Raw genomic sequence first — 5,646 nt, 5'->3', positions numbered from 1 at the left:
GATCACCTCATCGGTGCCTCCTCCGCCTCCTGTGGCAACAACGATGCCGTATTTTCCGGTGAATGCCTGGCAATGAATAACGTCTGCCATCCTGTCCAGCAGGGTTTTGAGCTGTGCAGTAACGGCATTAATGTATACGGGCGTTCCGATAATCAGACCGTCAGCCGCCTGCATTCTGGATAATATGTCTGTATAATCATCCTTAACAGGACACTCTCCGGTCTGGTAACAGATACCGCAGCCTGTGCAGTATCCGATGTCATATTCGCATATGTCAAGGAGTTCTGTGTCCGCTCCTGCATCCGCTGCTCCCGTAAGTGCCGCTTCAACAAGCCGGAGCGTGTTGCTGTTTTTTCTGCGGGGGCTTGCGTTGACTGCAAGAATCTTCATAAGATGACTGAAAGTTGAGAACCAATAATAATATTTGGGTTTATTTTTTGGCTCGTTCCGTCTGTCTCCGGGGAACGGGTTCCGGCGTTTGTCGTCAGGGGAACAGGAGGTGCGGAAACGGCATGCATGAGGGAACCTTCCCGGAGGGCCGGGAGGGGTGAGCCCCCTCCTGATATGAGAATAACATTAATCCGTCTATTCCGTATCTGCTTTCACCACAATGTAGTATTCTTCATCGCAGGTGCCATACAGCTGTGATACAAATGACAGGGGTTCACCCGGATTAATCCGGGTGAAGGAGTTGCTGTCAACATCTTCTCTTTCACCATCCGCTACACGTATGAGATAGGAACGTATGACGACATTCATTTCAGGTGCGTCTCCGGTATTCGCGACGTGGATGCGTCCTTCCCAGTAACAGGTCCCGTCAGGTTTCCAGTGCTGAACAAAATCCGGCACGTCAATGACGATATTTCCGTAGACCTGTTCGCCGGTTGATGAAGTGGGGGAAACGGTGCCGGGTATGGCAGTAATGTCACCGTCTGTGATATCTGCAGGTACGGAATCTGTGCATCCTGCGCATATTGTCAGAACGATCATACCGCAGATGCCAATTATGGGCAGGATCATCTTCCCTTTCTTCGGTCTCATCATAATAAGTTCATGTCTGGAGAGGAAATAAATAGATATTGCTGTGCTATGCAGATGGTGGCCTGATGTATATGATATCGAGAATTTTTGACCGATCTTTGATACCTGATATTTCAAATATGCCTGCATCCATGAGATAGTTTTTATCTGGACAATGAATACATAGCAGTAGATTTTGCCGGGGTGATGTAGTGGATGGAAATGGTTCGTGAGCACAGGAAATTTGTTATCCCGGAGATTATTACCGGGGACAATGCACGAATTTATGCAGGCAGATATACCTCAAATTTTCATTCGGATACTGTTCTTCTGGCAACCGATGAAAGTGTATTTCGCCGGAAATGGATGCGGGAAGTTCTTCTGAGCCTTGATGAAGCGGGCACTGAATATGTCATCTTTTCTGATATCGAGGAGAATCCCCGGGACTATAATGTGATGGCAGGGGCAGATGTGTACCTGAGTGAAGAGTGTACCGGAATTCTGGCAATAGGTGGTGGCAGTGTCCTTGACTGTGCAAAGGGAATCGGTATTGTTGCAGCAAACGGAGGGAATATTCTGGACTATATCGGAGTTGATCTGGTGAGAAATCCCATGCCTCCATTGATCTGTGTGCCAACAACCGCAGGGAGTGGAGCAGATGTTTCGCAATATGCAGTAATCCGCAATACGGCCAAAAAAACAAAAAATATTATTGTTTCAAAATCTCTTGTTCCGGATGTATCCCTCCTTGATACTGTTCCCCTGATGACACAGCCCGGGGATGTTACGGTTAATTCCGGCATTGATGCCCTCACGCATGCCATTGAAGCGTATGTATCCAACGGTGCCTCTCATTTCAGCGACATGCTGGCGCTTGAATCAATAAAACTTTCAGCCGATATTTTTCCGTTTTCACTGGATCGGGCGGATGATCCCGATCATCGTTTTCAGTCACTGATGGCGAGTATGTATGCCGGTATCGCGTTTTCAAACGCAGGACTGGGGCTCATCCATGCGATGTCTCATGCAATCGGGGGTATGTACGATCTCCCGCATGGAATTGCCAGTTCAATCGTGATGCGGAGTGCGATTCAGTATAATTATTCTTCATCGAAACGTAAATACCGGAAAATTGCACATATCCTTGGCGTTTCTCCGGATATCACTGACGACAAAAGAGTAGTCACAGGAATGTTTGAACAAATTATGGATATGCGTGGAAGTATTGACAATCCGTTGTCCCTTTCAGTCTATGGCGCATCGAAGGCTGACATTCCTGATCTGGTGGCACGTAGCGCTGGTGATCCCTGTATTGCGACCAATCCGAGAATACCGGGCAGAAAAGATCTATCAAATCTGTTTGAGAGTGTATTTTAAAAAAAATTTCTTCTGTCAACGAGACTGGCTGCCCATTCTCCGGGGCGGATGAATGAGACAGCCGGGCCATTGAACCACTGACTGCGCTTTTGAAAGATGTTGAGCAGTATGGGCACCCGGACGGCTGGGGGATGTGCGTGTACTTCCATTGCTGCGTCAGGTCTCCAGTGATGAATCTGATACCGTCAGGGACAGTGTTTTGCAGGCAAAAGATGAGATCCTCCGCAGGGAATCCCTGAAAAAACGGTGGAATTGTTGTTTCAGAGGCAGAGTATAAATTGTCAGGTCACCCATTTCTTCATTACGCGTGATCGTATGATTGAATTGATAATTGGCGGCATTCTGGTAATTGTGCTCATTGCACTTGTCCTCTGGCTTGTAGGCATATATAACAGGTTCCAGAGCCTGAAAAATTCCTCAGAGGCAACTCTGGGGCAGATTCGTGTTGCAATGAAGAAACGGCTGGATATGATAAACCAGCTCCTTGGTGCAGTGCAGAGTTATGCATCGTTTGAGAAAGAGACCCTTGAGAAAGTGACAAAGATGCGCTCCGGTGTCGGTGCTGCAGGCCCCGGCGACCTCAATAAAATTGAGGCGGAGTCCCGCTCAATACTTGGCCGCCTCTTTGCCGTTGTCGAGAGCTATCCTGACCTGAAGACCGCCTCGGTGGTCTCTGAACTGACGGCCTCTGTCCGCAGCATTGAAGATGAGATTGGCCGGCAGCGCTACACCTTCAATAACATCTCCCAGCAGTACAACACGATGTGTGACACGATTCCATCGAATATCGTTGCGTCTGCGGTACACTTCTCAAAACTTGAGTACCTTGAGTTTGAAGAAGAGATTAACGAGGCCCCGAAGATTGCATTCTAGAAAGGACTGAAGTGTTGTGAAAGAGACAAATCAGCTCGGGATCATTGTCGTTGCCTGTCTGCTTCTTGCAGGTCTCTCCATCTTTTTTTCTTTCGGGACAGGCCTCTCATTTGAGCCTGACCTTGTTGCAGATACCTATACAGCAGTGCTTGAAAATGACGGCACCCTGACCGAGACCTATGTCTATGACGTGGCATCTGCGGCTACATACCGGATGCTCTTTCGGACATGGGACGATACCCTTGCATTTGAAGAGCAGCAATCCCCGTATGTTGAGTTCATCGATGTAAAAGCGCCTGCCGATATGGTCGGCTATGCCATTGACAGCAGAGGCAATTCAGTTGTCACAGGAGAGGGTGGGGAGGCACAGCGTCCCCGGATTGAAAGCCTTGGTGAATACAATGAGATGGGTATATTCCGTGAAACACGACTGGATAAAGGTCTGTATACGGCTCACTACACCGTCCGCATCCACCCTCCTCTTCAGTATGATGACGAGTATGCACACCTCAACCTGAAACTGGCGGCAACGCACATCCCATACCGCTCAGTGGACATCACCATTCCGGGAGAGTATGTCAGAGAAATCTGGGTCCGTCCCACCTCATTTGAGACGGTGATGACAGACGGTGCGTATCATATTACAGGGACTGCAGGCGAGGACATACTGATTGAAATTGAGATGCTCCTTGACCCGGCGTATATGGATGTTATTGACGGGTTCCCGGAGAAGACCACTGCGGTAGGGCAGAAGGCAGAGACTGCCGCATTGTTCTACAGCATTCCTGCGCTGTTTTCATCGCTGATGCTTCTTCTGGGAAGAATTGGTGTAATTGCAGCTCCGCTGTTTCTCATTGCCATCTTTCTGCGGCACGGGCGGGAGAAGCAGACAGTTGTTCCGGAACAGATCAGTTTTGTGCCTGACCCCGCCATCCCTCCATGGCAGGTAAACCTGATCTTCAAAGGAGATGCGGTTGACTTTGATGAGAACGGGTTCTATGCGACGATTCTTGACCTTCACCGCCGGGGCATCCTCCGTGTGACGGAGCATGACGACGCTTCAGGTGTGGACATCCAGGTCGTAAAGACCGTGTCAGCAGATGCCTATGAACAGCGGGTTATAAACTTCGTCTCAAACGCAGGGACCGGCGGGGTGCTTGACACCCGTTCCTTTGCTGCAGCTGCAAATTCAGGGGGAGCGAATATTGCCAGCCTGAATACCTCTCTGTCTGCACTGACATCAGAGGTGGACAGTTCCATTTCCGGGCGATATATTGAGGAGGGGCGCGGGAAAATTGTACCGCTCTTTGCCGCAGGTCTTGGAATAGCTCTCTTCTCATTCTTCCTGTTCTTCATATCTCCTGCAACAGCCCCGCTCTCAGTCCCTGCGGGGATACTGGGGCTTGTGATGGTCGTACAGGGAGGCATTGCAGCGGTATTCCCGACGACACTCTTTGGCCGGTGGAAGGAGGACTATTATGCCGAGAAACTGAGGTGGGACGGGTTTTCTGCATTCCTTTCAGACTCTGCCATGATTCAGCGTTATTCCCCGGCAGATCTCTCCATGTGGGGAGAATGGCTTGTCTATGGCACTGCCCTCGGGGTTGGTGACAAGGTTGAAGAAGCGATGCAGAACCTCTCCATTGATATCCGGGAGACCAACATGCCGCATGTTCATATGATGTATGCCGCGTTTATTCCGGTTGCCCGCTACACTCCTCCCTCGTCCTCCGGCGGTGTCGGCGGCGGTGGATTTGGTGGCGGTGGCGGATTCGGCGGCGGCGGGGCCGGCGGCAGATAACCCCCATTTTTTTATTTTTTCCGTCTGAAGGTATTTTTATATAGCATCAGCTGCATGTGAGAATTGGGTGCCTTTCAATGGATTTCACTCATATGGATGGTGATGAAAATATCGCTGTAACACTCTTCTCTCTCACTACATGCGGACACTGCAGAAGAACAAAGACCTTTCTCAAAGAGAAGGGCATTGCGTATGACTATGTTGATGTGGACCTTCTCAGCGGGGAGACGTTTACCGGGATGTATGATCTTGTCAAGAGCTATAACCCGCGGTGTTCGTTCCCGACGATCGTGATCGGAGATACAAAACAGGTGATCGTCGGGGACAGACCTGATGAGATTGCCGCTGCACTGGAGCTCGCCATATGATCAACCGGTTTGATATTGAACGGAGGTATCTTGCGATAAAACAGCAGGCCGAACCGTCGGGGTATCATCTGAACCCTGATGAGGACTTTGCAAAGGAACTGGTGCATGGCATTTTAATTAATGAAGAACGCTACGGGTTTGCGGCATGTCCCTGCCGTCTCTCTGTTGGCCCGCGTGAAGACAACATCGACATTATCTGTCCATGTG

At 49.7% G+C, this 5,646-nt stretch carries 7 protein-coding genes; 5 read left to right on the top strand and 2 right to left on the bottom strand.

Features of this window, described 5'->3' with window-relative positions; all coding sequences use genetic code 11:
* The coding region (locus MKMG_RS10365; RefSeq protein WP_165077786.1) for a flavodoxin family protein at nucleotides 1-390 on the bottom strand (390 nt) is incomplete at its 3' end.
* A 195-nt stretch (nucleotides 391-585) separates the two neighbouring features.
* Nucleotides 586-1,044: a hypothetical protein gene (locus MKMG_RS10360; protein WP_165077784.1), complete on the bottom strand. Its 459-nt coding sequence runs from the start codon at nucleotides 1,042-1,044 to the stop codon at nucleotides 586-588.
* A gap of 192 nt (nucleotides 1,045-1,236) precedes the next feature.
* On the opposite strand from MKMG_RS10360, the gene MKMG_RS10355 reads away from it, so the two are divergent.
* The 5 genes from MKMG_RS10355 to MKMG_RS10335 all read left to right on the top strand — a co-directional run.
* Nucleotides 1,237-2,397 carry an iron-containing alcohol dehydrogenase gene (locus tag MKMG_RS10355; protein ID WP_165077783.1) on the top strand — a complete coding sequence of 387 codons (1,161 nt, stop codon included), beginning with the start codon at nucleotides 1,237-1,239 and terminating at the stop codon, nucleotides 2,395-2,397.
* 315 nt (nucleotides 2,398-2,712) lie between these two features.
* On the top strand, nucleotides 2,713-3,270 hold the full coding sequence (locus MKMG_RS10350; RefSeq protein ID WP_165077782.1) for a LemA family protein: 558 nt from the start codon (nucleotides 2,713-2,715) through the stop codon (nucleotides 3,268-3,270).
* A 16-nt stretch (nucleotides 3,271-3,286) separates the two neighbouring features.
* Nucleotides 3,287-5,071, top strand: coding sequence for a DUF2207 domain-containing protein (locus MKMG_RS10345; protein WP_165077781.1), 1,785 nt, complete (start codon nucleotides 3,287-3,289; stop codon nucleotides 5,069-5,071).
* Between the two features lie 77 nt (nucleotides 5,072-5,148).
* On the top strand, nucleotides 5,149-5,439 hold the full coding sequence (locus MKMG_RS10340; RefSeq protein WP_165077780.1) for a glutaredoxin family protein: 291 nt from the start codon (nucleotides 5,149-5,151) through the stop codon (nucleotides 5,437-5,439).
* A partial coding sequence (locus MKMG_RS10335; protein ID WP_305847791.1) for a ferredoxin-thioredoxin reductase catalytic domain-containing protein occupies nucleotides 5,436-5,646 on the top strand: 211 nt, incomplete at its 3' end. The genes MKMG_RS10340 and MKMG_RS10335, both read left to right, overlap by 4 nt.

Origin of the sequence: Methanogenium sp. MK-MG (assembly GCF_009914725.1) — an archaeon.
In the GTDB taxonomy this organism is placed as follows: Archaea; Halobacteriota; Methanomicrobia; order Methanomicrobiales; family Methanomicrobiaceae; genus Methanogenium.
Note: the sequence above shows the minus strand (reverse complement) of the source record. Positions and strands in the feature narration are given on the sequence as shown.

What these genes read in the sequence shown, in the direction of transcription:
- MKMG_RS10360 (WP_165077784.1), bottom strand. Translation starts at nt 1,044, where the DNA reads ATGATGAGACCGAAGAAAGGGAAGATGATCCTGCCCATAATTGGCATC.
- MKMG_RS10355 (WP_165077783.1), top strand. Translation starts at nt 1,237, where the DNA reads ATGGAAATGGTTCGTGAGCACAGGAAATTTGTTATCCCGGAGATTATT.
- MKMG_RS10350 (WP_165077782.1), top strand. Translation starts at nt 2,713, where the DNA reads ATGATTGAATTGATAATTGGCGGCATTCTGGTAATTGTGCTCATTGCA.
- MKMG_RS10340 (WP_165077780.1), top strand. Translation starts at nt 5,149, where the DNA reads ATGGATTTCACTCATATGGATGGTGATGAAAATATCGCTGTAACACTC.